Source organism: Thermomonas sp. HDW16 (assembly GCF_011302915.1).
In the GTDB taxonomy this organism is placed as follows: Bacteria; Pseudomonadota; Gammaproteobacteria; order Xanthomonadales; family Xanthomonadaceae; genus Thermomonas.
In genome coordinates this window covers 2,613,682-2,626,893 of sequence record NZ_CP049872.1, presented here as the reverse complement: position 1 = coordinate 2,626,893, position 13,212 = coordinate 2,613,682, and the positions used below count along the sequence as shown (strand labels likewise).

12 protein-coding genes are annotated in these 13,212 nt (G+C 67.6%); all 12 read left to right on the top strand.

Features of this window, described 5'->3' with window-relative positions; translation table 11 throughout:
- Nucleotides 1–24 precede the first annotated feature (24 nt).
- A complete protein-coding gene (locus tag G7079_RS12460; protein ID WP_166057613.1) occupies nt 25–861 on the top strand; it encodes a DsbC family protein in 837 nt (278 codons plus the stop codon).
- A 73-nt stretch (nt 862–934) separates the two neighbouring features.
- Nucleotides 935–4,819 (top strand): phosphoribosylformylglycinamidine synthase, encoded by a 3,885-nt coding sequence (gene purL / locus G7079_RS12455; protein ID WP_166057612.1) that lies wholly within the window; start codon nt 935–937, stop codon nt 4,817–4,819.
- A gap of 50 nt (nt 4,820–4,869) precedes the next feature.
- Entirely contained in the window at nt 4,870–6,582 is a 1,713-nt protein-coding gene (gene gspE / locus G7079_RS12450) for a type II secretion system ATPase GspE (RefSeq protein ID WP_166057611.1), read from the top strand.
- Nucleotides 6,583–6,586: 4 nt separating this feature from the next.
- The gene (locus G7079_RS12445; RefSeq protein WP_166057610.1) at nt 6,587–7,804 is read left to right on the top strand and encodes a type II secretion system F family protein; all 1,218 of its coding nucleotides are present in this window, start codon (nt 6,587–6,589) and stop codon (nt 7,802–7,804) included.
- A gap of 67 nt (nt 7,805–7,871) precedes the next feature.
- Entirely contained in the window at nt 7,872–8,300 is a 429-nt protein-coding gene (gene gspG, locus G7079_RS12440; protein ID WP_166057609.1) for a type II secretion system major pseudopilin GspG, read from the top strand.
- 29 nt (nt 8,301–8,329) lie between these two features.
- Nucleotides 8,330–8,821 (top strand): GspH/FimT family pseudopilin, encoded by a 492-nt coding sequence (locus G7079_RS12435; protein ID WP_240906189.1) that lies wholly within the window; start codon nt 8,330–8,332, stop codon nt 8,819–8,821.
- Nucleotides 8,818–9,252 carry a type II secretion system protein gene (locus G7079_RS12430; protein WP_240906188.1) on the top strand — a complete coding sequence of 145 codons (435 nt, stop codon included), beginning with the start codon at nt 8,818–8,820 and terminating at the stop codon, nt 9,250–9,252. Before G7079_RS12435 ends, G7079_RS12430 begins: the two co-directional genes overlap by 4 nt.
- A 5-nt stretch (nt 9,253–9,257) precedes the next feature.
- Complete coding sequence (locus G7079_RS12425) at nt 9,258–9,899, top strand: prepilin-type N-terminal cleavage/methylation domain-containing protein (protein ID WP_166057607.1); 642 nt, start codon at nt 9,258–9,260, stop codon at nt 9,897–9,899.
- Nucleotides 9,896–10,720, top strand: a complete 825-nt coding sequence (locus tag G7079_RS12420; RefSeq protein WP_166057606.1) for a type II secretion system protein GspK — start codon at nt 9,896–9,898, stop codon at nt 10,718–10,720. Before G7079_RS12425 ends, G7079_RS12420 begins: the two co-directional genes overlap by 4 nt.
- A 5-nt stretch (nt 10,721–10,725) precedes the next feature.
- A complete protein-coding gene (locus tag G7079_RS12415; protein WP_166057947.1) occupies nt 10,726–11,862 on the top strand; it encodes a PilN domain-containing protein in 1,137 nt (378 codons plus the stop codon).
- Nucleotides 11,849–12,469, top strand: coding sequence for a type II secretion system protein GspM (gene gspM / locus G7079_RS12410; protein WP_240906187.1), 621 nt, complete (start codon nt 11,849–11,851; stop codon nt 12,467–12,469). The genes G7079_RS12415 and gspM overlap by 14 nt, the downstream gene beginning before the upstream one ends.
- Nucleotides 12,462–13,208, top strand: coding sequence for a hypothetical protein (locus G7079_RS12405; RefSeq protein WP_166057605.1), 747 nt, complete (start codon nt 12,462–12,464; stop codon nt 13,206–13,208). Before gspM ends, G7079_RS12405 begins: the two co-directional genes overlap by 8 nt.
- Nucleotides 13,209–13,212: the final 4 nt, after the last annotated feature.

The following is a 13,212-nucleotide window of genomic DNA, read 5'->3' as shown; positions in this document are numbered from 1 at the left end:
GCCGGTCTGAACCAGGAACGCCTGATGAAATCCCTCGTTTTCACCTTGTTGAGCTGTTTCAGCCTGGCCGCCTGTGCGCAGCCGGCCAATCCGCAGGCCGCCAACGGCCAGAAAATCAATGTCGGTGGAGCCAGTGCGGCGGCGGCCAAGCCGATCGCCGAGCCATCGTTCGCGACCGGAACGCCGGAAGCGCGCGTGCGCGACGTGCTCAAGCAGCTGAATCCGGATGTCCGGGTGGACAGCATCGAGTCGGCGCCGATTCCCGGTTTCCGCCAGGTGGTCGCGGGCGGTCAGGTGATCTACGTCAGTGACGATGGCAAGTACCTGATGCAGGGCAGCCTGCTCGACATCGCCAACAAGAAGGACGTGTCGGAATCCGCATTGGCCAAGGTACGTGAAAAGGTGTTGAAGACCCTGCCGATGGCCGACCGCATCGTGTTCTCGCCCACCGGCGCGCCCAGGTACAAGGTGGTGGTGCTGACCGACATCGAATGCGGTTACTGCCGCAAGTTCCACAGCGAGATCGCCGAGTACAACAAGCGCGGCATCGAGGTCGAATACATGGCCTTCCCGCGCGCCGGCCTGGGCAGCGCCGACTACCGCAAGATGGTTTCGGTGTGGTGCGCTGACGACCGCAAGAAGGCCCTGACCGATGCCAAGAACGACCGCCCGGTGACGGCCAAGACCTGCACCACCCCGGTCGACATGCAGTACAACGCCGGCCTGCGCATGGGCCTGACCGGCACCCCGATGATCCTGACCACCGATGGCCAGATGGTCGGCGGCTACCTGCCGCCGGATGCGCTGTTGCAGCGGATGCAGCAGATGGAAACCGAAAGCAAGGCCGCCGCAGGCGCCTGATCGCATCCGACCGGGGCTGGCGAGTGCCGGCCTCGGCTACAATGACCGGCCCGTTCCCACGGTTCTCCCGGACATGATCGTCCTCGAGGGCGCCCGCGCCCTGTCGCCGTTTCGTCGCGACCGCCTGCAAACCCGCCTCAAAGCCGTCGCGCCAGCGACGCGGATCGTCGATGCCTGGCACGGCTACTGGATCGACCCCGAACCCGGCAGCAAGCCGGACCGCGAGGTGCTCAAGCGCATCCTGCAGGCCGAGGAAGGTTTCGCGGATGCCGAAGCCGGCGCGACCAGCCGCTTCGTGGTGCCACGCCTGGGCACGCTGTCGCCCTGGGCCAGCAAGGCCACCGAACTGCTGCGCGGTGCCGGCCTGCCGGTGCACCGCGTCGAACGTGGCCTGCGCATCGACATGACCGGCTGGCCCGCCGATGCCGTGACCCAGGCGGCGCTCGCCAAGCTGCTGCACGACCCGATGACCCAGTCGCTGCTCGCCACCCGCGAGGAAGGCGAGGCGCTGTTCACCGCGAACGCGCGCGGCGACCTGGAAGCGATCCCGCTCACCGGCATTGACGTGGCGAATGCGCGCCTGGGCCTGGCCCTGGCGCAGGACGAGATCGACTACCTGCGCGAACGTTACGGCGAACTCGGCCGCGATCCGCACGACATCGAACTGATGATGTTCGCGCAGGCCAATTCGGAACATTGCCGGCACAAGATCTTCAATGCGTCGTGGACGCTGGATGGCCGCGAACAGCCGCAGTCGCTGTTCAAGATGATCAAGAACACCCACGCGGTGACCCCGGAACACACGCTCTCCGCATATAGCGACAACGCGGCCGTGGTGGCAGGCTACGCGACCGCGCGTTTCCGTCCGGATCCGGCCACCCAGCAGTACCGCAGCGAAGCGGTCGCCGACAGCGCGTTCTGCATCAAGGTCGAAACCCATAACCACCCGACCGCGATCGCGCCGTTCCCCGGCGCGTCCACCGGTGCCGGTGGCGAGATCCGCGACGAAGGTGCCACCGGCCGGGGCGGCCGCCCGAAGGCCGGCCTGTGCGGCTTTTCGGTCAGCCACCTGCGCATCCCCACGTTGCCGCAGCCGTGGGAGCGCGAACGCGCGCTCAACCCGCGCATGGCGCCGGCGCTGGACATCATGCTCGATGGCCCGCTGGGTGCCGCCGCGTTCAACAACGAATTCGGCCGGCCCAACCTCAACGGCTATTTCCGCAGCTTCGAGCTGCACGAAAGCGACGGCCTGACCCGCGCCTACGACAAGCCGATCATGCTGGCCGGCGGCATCGGCGCGATGGATCGGCCGATGGTGGCCAAGCGCATGCTCTCGCCAGGCGATGCGGTGATCGTGCTTGGCGGCCCGGCGATGCTGATCGGCCTCGGCGGCGGCGCCGCGAGTTCGGTGGCTTCGGGCGATACCAGCGAAGACCTCGATTTCGCTTCCGTGCAGCGCGACAACCCGGAAATGGAACGCCGCGCGCAGGAAGTGATCGACCGCTGCGTCGCCCTTGGCGATGCCAACCCGATCCAGTCGGTGCACGACGTCGGTGCCGGCGGCCTGTCCAATGCCATTCCCGAGCTGCTGCACGATTCCAATGTCGGTGGCGTGATCGACCTCGGCAAGGTGCCGAAGGACGATCCTTCGCTGTCGCCAATGCAGCTGTGGTGCAACGAATCGCAGGAGCGCTACGTGCTCGGCATCCCGCCGGCGCGGGTGGAGGAGTTCGCCGCGCTGTGTGCGCGTGAGCGATGCACCTTCGCGGTAGTCGGTACCGCCACGGCGGAAGAACGTCTGGTTGTCGGCTACGCGGGCGAAGCCCCGGCCATCGACCTGCCGATGGACGTGCTGTTCGGCAAGGCGCCGAAGATGCATCGCGATGCCGTGCACCCCGCGCCGCCGCGCTGGCCGGAAGCCGATACCGAAACGATCGACCTGCGCGATGCCGGCCTGCGCGTGCTCGCGCACCCGACCGTGGCCTCGAAATCCTTCCTGATCACGATTGGCGACCGCACCGTCGGCGGTCTGACTGCGCGCGACCAGATGGTCGGCCCGTGGCAGCTGCCGGTGGCCGATTGCGCGATCACCTTGTCCGGTTACGAAGGTTTCACCGGCGAGGCGATGGCGATCGGCGAACGCACGCCGCTGGCCTTGCTGGATGCCGCCGCCTCCGCGCGGATGGCGGTGGGCGAGGCGATCACCAACCTGCTCGCCGCGCCAGTGGAATCGCTCAACCGGATCAAGCTGTCCGCCAACTGGATGGCCGCTGCCGGCCATGCCGGCGAAGACGCGCGCCTGTTCGATGCGGTCAAGGCGGTGGGCATGGAACTGTGCCCGGAACTCGAACTCAGCATTCCGGTCGGCAAGGATTCGTTGTCGATGCAGGCGCAGTGGAGCGCCGATGGCGCGCCGCAGAAATCGGTCTCGCCGGTCTCGCTGATCGTGTCCGCGTTCGCGCCATTGGTCGATGTGCGCCAGCAACTCACGCCACTGCTGCGTCGCGATGTGGAATCCGAGCTGTGGCTGATCGGCCTGGGCGCCGGCAAGCAGCGCATGGGTGGTTCGATCCTGAGCCAGTGCTATCCCGAATCGAACGATGGTGCGGCGCTGCCGGCGTTCGGCGGCGATGCGCCGGACCTGGATGATCCGCAGCGCCTGCGCGCGTTGTTCGAGCTGATTCGCGACGCGCGCGAGGACGGCCTGTTGCTGGCCTACCACGACCGTTCCGACGGCGGTGCCTTCGCCGCGCTGTGCGAGATGGCGTTTGCCTCGCACCTGGGCCTGGACATCCGCCTGGACGGCTGGGGCGATGGCCGCTTCGACGACGTGCTGCGCACCTTGTTCAACGAAGAACTCGGCGCCATTGTGCAGGTGCCGGTCGAGGAGCGCGCCGCGTTCGCCGACCTGGTTGCGCGGCATGGCCTGATCGAATGCGCGCAGCGCATCGCACAGCCGACCACGGCGCCGGTGATCCGGGTCAGTGACGGTGACGAGCCGTTGGCCGAATGGCGTTGGGACGAATTGTTCGATGCCTGGTGGTCGGTCACCCACGCCATGCAGAAGCTGCGCGACAACCCGGAAGGTGCCGACAGCGAACGCGTGTCCGCGCGCCGCTTCGATGCGCCGGGCCTGCAGCCGAAACTGACGTTCGATGCCGCAGAAGACATCGCCGCACCCTTCATCGCCACCGGTGCGCGGCCGAAGGTCGCGATCCTGCGCGAGCAGGGCGTCAACAGCCAGATCGAAACCGCGGTGGCGTTCGACCGCGCCGGTTTCGACGCGTTCGACGTGCACATGAGCGACCTGATCGCCGGCCGCTTCGACCTCAAGGATTTCAGCGGTTTCGTCGCCTGCGGCGGCTTCAGTTATGGCGATGTGCTCGGCGCCGGCCGCGGTTGGGCGACGTCGATCCTCGAACGCAATGCGCTGCGCGACATGTTCGAAGCGTTCTTCGCCCGCGAGAACAGCTTCTCGCTGGGCATCTGCAATGGCTGCCAGATGCTGGCGCAGCTGCGCGGCATCATCCCCGGCGCCGAACACTGGCCGACCTTCCAGCGCAATGCCAGCGAGCAGTACGAAGCGCGGCTTGCGCTGCTGGAAGTGGCGGAGTCGCCCTCGCTGTTCCTGCGCGGCATGGCCGGTTCGCGCATCCCGGTGGCGGTGGCGCATGGTGAAGGCCGCGCGGTGTTCGACAGCACGCTGGATCGCTCTGCCGTCGATGTAGCCCTGCGCTATGTCGAAGGCGGCCAGGTGGCCAGCAGTTACCCGGCCAACCCGAACGGCTCGCCCGACGGCATCGCCGGCGTCAGCAGCCGCGATGGTCGCGCCACCATCCTGATGCCGCACCCGGAACGCACCTTGCGCAGCGCCAACTTCAGCTGGGCGCCGCGCGACTGGCCGGAGGATTCGCCGTGGCTGCGGATGTTCCGCAATGCAAGGGCGTGGGTGGGGTGAGCGGGGCCGCGGCCTGCTAGAGTTCGCAGCGCATACCGGAGTCGATTCACGTGAGCGCAGTCCCCAGCGATATTGCAATCCCCGATAGCGCCGACGAGCGAATCGCCGCGTTGCTCCTGCAGCGCGGAAAATTGAAAGAGGCCGACTTGGCCCGCGCGCACCGCCTGCAGGAAGAAACCGGTGGTGGCCTGCTCTCCCTGTTGGCGCGCCTGGGACTGGTCTCCGAACGCGACCACGCCGAGGCCTGTGCCGCCGAGTTGGACTTGCCGTTGCGTAGCGCCAAGGACGTGCCGGAGCTGCCGCCGGACGAGGTGGCGCTGGGGTTGAAATTCATGAAGCAATTCCACGTGGTGCCGGTGGCGGTGGATGCCGACGGCATCGACGTGCTGCTGGCCGATCCGCAGGATGCGTACGTGCTGGAGGCGGTACGCCTGGCCAGCGGGCGCGAGCCGCGGCCGGCGGTGGCATTGCGCAGCGAGATCGACGAGTTGATCGAACGCTGGCACGGCCAGGGCCGCAGCGCGATGGAGGGCATCGTCGAAGGCGCCGAAGGCGAGGAAAGCTTCGACGATGTCGAGCACCTACGCGATCTGGCTTCCGAAGCCCCGGTGATCCGCTTGGTCAACCTGGTCATCCAGCGCGCGGTGGAACTGCGCGCGTCCGACATCCATATCGAGCCGTTCGAGAACCGGCTGAAGGTGCGTTACCGCATCGACGGCGTGCTGGAAGAGGGCGAGAGCCCGCCGGTGAACCTCACCGCCGCGGTGATTTCGCGCATCAAGATCATGGCGAAATTGAACATCGCCGAGCGCCGCCTGCCGCAGGACGGCCGGATCATGGCGCGGGTGCAGGGCAAGGAACTCGACCTGCGCGTCAGCACGGTGCCGACCGCGCACGGCGAATCGGTGGTGATGCGCCTGCTGGATCGCGAAACCGTGGTGCTGGATTTCGGCAAGCTCGGTTTCGGCGACCACTTCATGCCGCGCTTCCAGAAAATCCTGGAACAGCCGCACGGCATCCTGCTGGTCACCGGCCCCACCGGTTCCGGCAAGACCACCACGCTGTACACCGCGCTGAGCAAGCTCAACACGCCTGACGTCAAGATCATCACCGTCGAGGATCCGATCGAGTACCAGATCGACGGCATCAACCAGATCCAGGCCAAGCCGCAGATCGGGCTGGACTTCGCCAACGCGCTGCGCAGCATCGTCCGCCAGGATCCGGACATCATCATGATCGGCGAAATGCGCGACCTCGAGACCGCACGCATCGCCATCCAGTCCGCGCTGACCGGCCACCTGGTGCTGAGCACGCTGCATACCAACAATGCAGCGGGCGGCATCACCCGTTTGCTGGACATGGGCGTGGAGGACTACCTGCTGACGTCCACGGTCAATGGCATCCTTGCGCAGCGACTGGTGCGTCGGCTGGAGCCGACGCATGCGGAAAAATATCTCGCGTCGCCGGAGGAGATCGAGAAATTCGGCCTGCGCCGCCATCAGCCGCAGGGCGAGATCTTCCTGTATCGGCCGAAGCCGTCCGCGCTGTCGCCGACCGGCTACCTGGGCCGCACCACCATCATGGAACTGCTGGTGATGGACGACGAAGTCCGCCGCGCGGTGATGCGCCACGCCGGCATGGACGAGATCGAGAAACTGGCGCGGCAGGCCGGCATGGCGACAATGTACGAAGTCGGCATCGCCAAGGCCTTGCGCGGCGAGACCACGATCGAGGAAGTGCTGCGCGTGACCGAGGACGCCTGAATCGATGGCGCTCTATCGCTACAAGGCGTTGAACGCGCGCGGTGAATTGCTGGACGGGCAGATGGAGGCCGCCAGCGATGCCGATGTGGCCGCGCGCCTGCAGGAGCAGGGGCACCTGCCCGTTGAAGCGAAACTCGCCTCCGAAGCCGGTGGCGATTCCGCGTGGCGCGCGCTGTTCGAACCCAAGCCGTTCGCCGGGCAGCGGCTGGTGCAGTTCACCCAGCAGTTGGCGACCTTGCTTGGTGCCGGTCAGCCGCTGGATCGCGCCTTGAGCATCCTGCTGGAACTGCCGGAAGACGAGGTCGCCAAGCGCACCATCACCGATATCCGCGATGCGGTGCGTGGCGGGGCCTCGCTATCGACCGCGCTGGATCGCCAGCACGGCGCGTTCAGCCGCCTGTTCGTGAACATGGTGCGTGCCGGCGAAGCCGGCGGCAGCCTGCACGAAACCCTGCAGCGATTGGCCGACTACCTGGAGCGTTCGCGCGCGCTGCGGGCGCGGGTGATCAACGCGCTGGTGTACCCGGCGATCCTGTTGGCGATGGTCGGGCTGTCGCTGCTGTTCCTGCTGGGCTACGTGGTGCCGCAGTTCTCGGCGATGTACGACAGCCTGGATGCCGAGCTGCCGTGGTTCTCGCAGCTGGTGCTGGGTCTGGGCGTGTTCGTGCGCGACTGGTGGATCGTGCTGCTGGCTGTGCCGGTGTTGTTGCTGCTGTGGTTGGACCGCAAGCGCCGCGACCCCGCCTTCATGCTGAAATTCGATGGCTGGCTGCTGCGCAACAAGCTGGCCGGTCCGCTGGTGGCCAAGCTGGACACTGCGCGACTGGCGCGCACGCTGGGCACGCTGTTGCGCAACGGGGTTCCGCTGCTGTCGGCGCTCGGCATCGCCCGCAACGTGCTGGACAACCGGGTGTTGGCGAACGACGTGGATGCCGCCATCGACGAGGTCAAGAACGGCATCGGCCTGTCCACCGCGCTCGGCAAGGGCAAGCGTTTCCCGCGATTGGCCTTGCAGATGATCCAGGTCGGCGAAGAATCCGGCGCGCTGGACGCGATGCTGCTGAAGACCGCGGATACCTTCGAGCAGGAAACCTCGATCGCGCTGGACCGGATGCTGGCGGCGCTGGTGCCGGCGGTGACCTTGGTGCTGGCGACCGTGGTCGGCATCGTCATCCTGGCGGTGCTGTCGCCGATCTACGACCTGACGAATGTGGTCGGCTGAACGCAAAACGCGCGGAACTCGGCGACAATCGGCCTATCCAACGTCCACATCCCAGCGGAACCCTTTCATGCGCAATCGCCAATTCCGACCCGTTACGCACGCATCGCAATCAGGTTTTTCGCTGATCGAGATCATCCTGGTGGTGGTGCTGATCGGCGGCATCGTCGCGTTCGCGGCCACTCGCATCCTGGGCGGTGGCGACCGCGCCAAGGTCAACCTGGCTAAGGCGCAGGTGCAGACGTTGGCGGAGAAGGTGCAGCAATACGAACAGGACACCGGCAGGTTGCCCGGGTCGCTGGCAGACCTGGTCAAGGCGCCGGGCGATGCGGCCGGCTGGCTGGGCCCGTACGCGAAGGACGGTGAGCTGAAGGATCCGTGGAACCATCCGTACGTCTACACGATGCCGGGCGAGGGACAGGCGTTCGATCTGATCAGCCTGGGCAAGGACGGGCAGGCCGGCGGCGACAGCGTCAGCGCCGATATCAAATACGAATAAGCGATGCGCGTGGCGGCGGGAACGACATGATGCGCATGCGCCGACCATTACCCGGCCAATTTCCATCGGGATTCTCACTGCTGGAAATGCTGTTGGTGATGGCACTCATCGCCGCGGCCAGCCTGCTTGCGGTGGCGGCGTTCGGCGGCGGCATGCAGGGCATGAAGCTGCGTGCAGGGGCGAAGGATGTCGCCGCGCAGATGCGCTTCGCGCGTGCAGTGGCGATCAGCAGCGGGCAGTCGCAGGACGTGATCATCGATCCGCGGGCGCGTCGCTGGCAGGGCGCCAAGGGCCGTAGCGGCAACCTGCCCGAAGTCGGCGAGATCGTGTTCACTGGCGCGCGTGCGGAACAATTCGCCGCGGTCGAGCTTGAAGGCGGAAAGGGCGCAATCCGCTTCTTTCCCGATGGTGCGGCCACCGGAGGCCGCGTGCGCATGTTGGTCAATGGCGGCGGTTGGGATGTGGACGTGGGTTGGCTGACCGGCGAAGTGCGCATGTCGCGCGTACAGGCATCGCGATGAAGACGCCGATGCCGCGCGCGCAGGGCGGTTACACCCTGATCGAGATCATCGTCGCTTTCGCGATCCTGGCGTTGGGATTGACGATGCTGCTCGGCACGCTGTCCGGCGCGACCCGGCAGGTACGCCAGGCGGGCGATGCCGGGCGTGCCGCGCTGCATGCGCAATCGCTGCTGGCCGAGTTCGGCGAGTTGCCGCTGCCCGGCGCGCGCGATGGCGAACTGGAGGATGGCCGTTATCGCTGGCGGCTGGATGTCGAACCATGGAACGACCCTGCGCCGCGCAACGGGCCGCAGCGGATCGATCCGAACGCGGCGCGCCTGCTGCACCTGCAGCTGCAGGTCGAATGGGGCGAAGGCGGGCCGCGCCAACGCGTACAGCTGTCGTCGTTGCGGTTGGCGATCCCGCTGATCGATGGGTTGGGCACGCCATGATCCGCATGCGCGGGCCCGCATCCGGGTTCACCCTGATCGAAGTACTGCTGGCAACGATGTTGCTGGCCGCGGGCCTGGCGCTGGCATTCGCCACCGTGCGGGCGGCCGGCGCCACCGTGGAACGCGGCGAAGCGATGGCGGCGCGCAACGAGCGCATCCGCGCGGTCTCCGAATTCCTGCGCCAGCGGATCGGCGGCGCGCAGGGCATCGTGTTCGAACTGGATCAGGCCAGTGGTGCATCGCGACGGTTCACCGGTGGCGCGCAGCAGATGCGTTTCGTCGCCGACCTGCCGGATTACCTTGGCCGTGGCGGCCCGCACCTGCATGCACTCGGCGTTGCCCGTGGCGGTGACGGCCTGGTGCTGGACGTCGATTTCCGCATGGTGCTGGCCGGGCAAACGATCATTGCCGGCAATCCGCGTCCACCGGAACCATTGGCGGACGGGTTGCGCAGCGTCGGATTCGCCTACCGCGGGCCCGGCAAGGACGGTCGGCCTGCGCCGTGGCTGCATGAATGGGGGCATCCGGATGCGCTGCCGTCGCAGGTGCGGGTGCGCATCGCCGATGCACGCGGCGCGTGGCCTGACGTGGTGATCGCGTTGCCGATGTCGGCGAGTTACGGCATCGCGCCGGAGGACACGCCATGAACCGGCGTGAACGCGGTGCGGCGTTGCTGCTGGTGATGTGGTTGATCCTGCTGCTCAGCGGGTTGGTGGCCGGCTATGCGGCGGCGTCGCGGATCGAATCCTTGCAGGGCAACGGCCTGGCGCGCGGCGCCGAAGCGCGCGAAGCGGCGCGCGCCGGGGTGGAATATGCGGCGGCGCGATTGCTGGATGCCGATCCGGCGCAGCGCTGGGCCTCGGACGGACGCAACTACCGTTTCGCGTTCGATGGCGCGCAGGTCGAGGTTTCGGTGCGCGACGAAGCCGGCAAGATCGACCTGAACGCGGCCAGCCACGATCTTTTGCTTGGCTTCTTCGTCGCCCTCGGCGAGAAACGCGATGTCGCCAACCGGCTGGCCGGCGCGATCATGGACTGGCGCGATCCCGACAGCCTGACCCAGCCTGCGGGTGGCGCCGAAGACATGGACTATGGTGCGGCGGGACTGGCTTGGGGGGCGAAGGATGCGCCGTTCGAGACCGTGGCCGAGCTGGAGCAAGTCATGGGCATGCGGCCGTCGCTGTTTGCCTCCGCGGCGCCTTACCTCACCGTATTCACTGGCGCGGCAGTGCCGGATACGCGCAGCGCGGACGGCATGGTGCTGCAGGCGATGGGCGTGGACCGTCCGCCGTCGGCTGATCCAGATGCCGTGCCGCCGACCGGCAGCGGCACGTATAGTATCGACAGCCGTGCCCGACTCGCCGATGGTCGCCGCGCACATGTTTCGGTCATTCTGCGGTTGGGGGGTAACGGTTTGCCGGGTTCCGCATACACGCCGCTGCGTTGGCAGGACGGGGCTGCGCCGTGAGCGCCATGCCATCGGCATCCGCCCGTTTCGAATCCGCCAGCCGCGGCGTGCGCGGGTTCCTGGCGTGGTGGGGCGCGGGCCTGGCGGCTTGGTTGCCGGCGGCCTGGCGGCAGGCATTGGCATCGTCGTCGGATCGCCTGCTGCTGCAGTTGCAGGGCGATGGACTGCAGTTGCGCAAGCAGGTGGGAGACGGCCTGCAGGACGTCGCCAGCCTGCCTGTACCGCCGGCGCGTGGCGACGGCGCGGATCCGCTGGCGGGCGTACTGACCCACGATGCCGCACGGTTGCCGCGCTGGCTGTTGCTGCCCGCTGCCGGCGGCTTGCGTCGCAACCTGTTGTTGCCTGCGGCCGCACGCGAGCGCCTGCGCGAGGTGCTGGGGTTCGAGATCGAACGGCAGACACCGTTCGCGATGGGCGATGTCTGTTACGACGGCCGCGTGCTTGGCATGCGCGACGACGGCCAGTTACAGGTGGAATTGGTGGTGGTGCCGCGCGCGCGGGTCGATGTCGCCACCACGCAGCTTGGTGCGGTGGCCGGCTGGCTGGCCGGCATCGACCTGGCCGATGCCGAAGGCCGTCCGCTTGGCGTGAACCTGTTGCCGTTGGCGCAGCGTTATCGGCGTCCGAATCGGTGGCGGCTGTGGAACGTCGGATTGTTCGCGCTGGCGCTGCTGGCGCTGGTGTTGGGGCTGTCGCAAATTCTCGACAACCGCCGTGAAGCCGCCGCGCAGCTGCAGGCGGACGTGGCCAAGCGCAGCACGCAGGCGCGCCTGGTGGCCGTGCAACGGCAACGGCTGGTGGATGCAGTCGAAGGCGGCGCCTACCTGCAGGCGCAGCGCAACGAGCGGCCTTCGGTGATCGAAGTGGCGGATGAACTTGCGCGCCGGCTGCCCGATGGCACCTACATGGAGAAGGTGTCGATCGAAGGCGGCCAGATGACATTGACTGGTTTGTCGAACGAGGCCGCCGCGCTGGTTGGCAAGTTGGAAGGCGCCAGGCAGTGGCGCGCGCCGGCGCTGAGCGGCGCATTGCAACAGGATCCGCGCACGCGCAGCGATCGCTTCACCCTGGTGGCGCAGCTGAACGATGTCGCTGCCGATGCTGCGGCCAGCAACGAGGATGGTGCCGATGTTGCGCGCTGACCGCGATCGCTGGCTCGCGCTTGCATTGCTGCTGGCAGTGCTGGGCCTGCTCTACTTGCTGTTCCTGCACCCCTGGTTCACCCGCCCGCTGCACGAGGCCGATGCGCGGATCGCCGAATTGCAGGCCCGCGACGCCCGCGTGCGCGCGTTGCTGGCGCAGGCGCCGCAGATCCAGCAGCGGTTGGCGGAACTGGACGCGCGCGGCAGCGCCACCGGATTCCTGGCAGAGCCCACCGCGGAACTGGCCACCGCAGCCTTGATCCAGCAGCTCGAGCGAGTGGTCGGCGAGGTCAGTCCGGGCAATCGCGGCTGCGCCATCACCAATCGCGCGCCGCTTACAGGCGAGCCGCCGCCGGGCCGTTATCGCCGCGTCACCGTGCAGGTGCGCCTGCGCTGCGGCAATGCGGAAACGCTGGCGGTACTGCACGCGCTGGAATCGGCGCGCCCCTATTTGTTCGTCGACGTGGTCAGCATCACCGCACAGCGTTATTTCGCGATCCCCGGCAACAACCTGCCGCAGGAAGGTGGACTGGACGTGAGCTTCGATCTGTACGGCTACCTGCGACCATCGCCAGCAGCGAACAATGCCGAGGCCGCCCGTGGCTGAGCGCACCCTGTTGCAACGCTTCGACCAGGCCGGCCCCTTGACCTGGCTATTGGCCGCCTTCGCCGGCTGGGCGCTGCTGCTGTGGCTGGCCGCACTGCTGGGCATGGGCGGACGGGTCGAGGAAGCCAAGCCGGCCACGGCTGAAACATCGCTACCTCAACCCAAGCCGGCCGTACCGGATCGGATCGGCCCGTTGACCCAATACGCAGACGCGGCCTCGCGCCCGTTGTTCACCCAGGACCGACGTCCGCGCAGCTTCATGGCCACCGGCCCGGAAGGCGACGGTACGGCCCAGAGCCAGTCGCTGGATTTCATCTTGACTGGCGTGTTGATCAGCCCGCAGGTGCAGTTGGCCGTGCTGCAGCCCAACGGCGGCGGCGAGGCGCAACGCGTGCGAGTGGGCAAATCGCCGGAAGGTGCCGCGGGCTGGCGGCTGGTCGAAGTACAGCCAAGGCGCGCGATCTTCGAGGGTGCGGGCGGTCAAACCACGTTGGATCTGCGCGTCTTCGGCGCTGCCGGAGCACCGGCTTCGGCCTCTGCACCGCAGATAGAGCCGGCCGCGGTCGTGCAGGATGCCGATGCAACACCGGTACCGGCCGCTGCGCCCGGGGAACCGCAAAACCAGGAAGCGCGGATCGAGGCGATCCGCAAACGCATCGAAGCCCGGCGCGCGCAGTTGCGCGCCGGCCAGACCGGCAATGGCGCGCCCGCATCCAGCGTGCCGCCGCCGAAGCCATGACGTG